2 protein-coding genes are annotated in these 1,694 nt (G+C 40.8%); both read right to left on the reverse strand.

The annotated features are described in order from the left end of the window. The coding region (locus IQ260_RS30405; RefSeq protein WP_193996773.1) for a glycosyltransferase at window positions 1-982 on the reverse strand (982 nt) is incomplete at its 3' end. 310 nt (window positions 983-1,292) lie between these two features. Beyond that, on the reverse strand, window positions 1,293-1,694 hold a 402-nt coding region (locus IQ260_RS31370), incomplete at its 5' end, for a hypothetical protein (protein ID WP_228016573.1).

Genomic DNA, 1,694 nt, shown 5'->3' on the forward strand with positions numbered 1-1,694 from the left:
GCCAATTACCTTGGCGTCCTAAGAGGCCAGACAGTGTGCCTATCCCCCTAGAGATTTTTACTAAAGCCTCAGCAGCTTTATGCTTACCCAAAAGCATCGCAGGCCCAACAGACATTACTCCCATAGCAATTAAGCCCAATCCTTTAATTGCTCGAACAGATTGAACTTTTATTGAAGGATAGAGTTCCGTTTCAATCAGGCTATGGACACTCCATGCCCAAAAACCCCGATTTAAAATCCAACGCAGTGATAAACGCTGATCAGCGATAGGTTCATATAGGACCGCATCATCAGCCCAGACAATTTTATGGCCAGCTTTGTGCAAACTTGAAAACAGATACACATCTTCAGCACCTTTATGGGCAAATCGATGGTTAAAGAAGGATTCACCTTCTTTAAGATTTTTCAAAAGTTGGGTGCTAAACATTACATTACCGGTGAAAGCAACATCCATTGCTCGACCCGTCTCATATCGGGGAAATGAATAAAACTCACCGGCCCTAATCCAAGTAGGAACGTCTTGCTCCTCGCTGTAAACGGCGAGAACAGGCCCTGACACAACTTCGGCATCAAATTCTTGTTGACTAATTAAGAGTTCTTCTAGCCACTGCGGAGTTGCAGTTTCATCATCATCTAACATGGCAATGAAATCTGACTCTTTAGATGCTTCGCTAATACAACGATTACGGGCGTAGGTAACACCTTGGTTGGTTTCTACAACATACTTTAGTGGCCATTGAAAAGAAGACTTGAAAGCTTCAACAGTTGCCTCAGCGGAACGATTAGAGTCGTTATCAACGATAATGACTTCTAATATAGGCGTAGGAATCCGAGTAAAGGTGAGATTATTCAAAGATTCCAGCAGTTCTTGCAATAGGTTAGGCCGTTTGTATGTGGCAGCACAGACTGAAACCTTCATCAGGTTTGTAGATGAACTGGAATTATCTTTGATATCGGATAGTTCGTTGGAAATGACCTGCATCTTTAAAGTTAAGTAAAGAGATTAGATTGTGAACTATGGACGACCTAAACCGATTTCAGAATAGATGAATCTGAAATGTATGTTGCAGTCAAGGACTGACAAAAATGGACATAGCAAAACACACATCTAGGATGCCCCACGTACAGTTATGAATGAAAATCAGAAAGATTGTTCCTGTAATTTGTTCAGACTAACAGTCATCCTAAAACTATACGCTTTCTGAAAAGGCCTATCCCCCTTAATCTAGACTTCTGCAGTGCCAATATTCACAGTAGCTTTTGCCTAAGCACTACAGGTTAAAAATCATTTGTTAAGACCTAGAAGTAGCTTTATAGGTTTTCAAATTATTCAAGAATTTGGTGTGTAAGCCATAATTGCTATTGACAAACCTTTGTAAGCATTCATCAATAAAATCTTTATAGACAGGACGTCCCTTGTAAGGCGATAAATAGCTTGTAAACAAGCCCTTCTTATAAGGAACAGTATATTTTGAAGTTCCTGTCCGGTGATCCGCCAAGTGTTTCCGGCCTAGCCAGTAGTGTCGGCTCAAAACAGTTGGAATTCGCAAGCAATTTGGTGCCAGAAAATATGGATGATTAAGCTTTCGCCAAGCTAAATAGAAGGTGTCTTTATCACCCATGACATGCTGATACCAAAATTCCGACCCAAGATTCATCCACTCAGCTAGGTTTAATTCTTTCCAGCAAGATAC

Source organism: Leptolyngbya cf. ectocarpi LEGE 11479 (genome assembly GCF_015207065.1).
Taxonomy (GTDB): domain Bacteria; phylum Cyanobacteriota; class Cyanobacteriia; order Phormidesmidales; family Phormidesmidaceae; genus Leptothoe; species Leptothoe ectocarpi.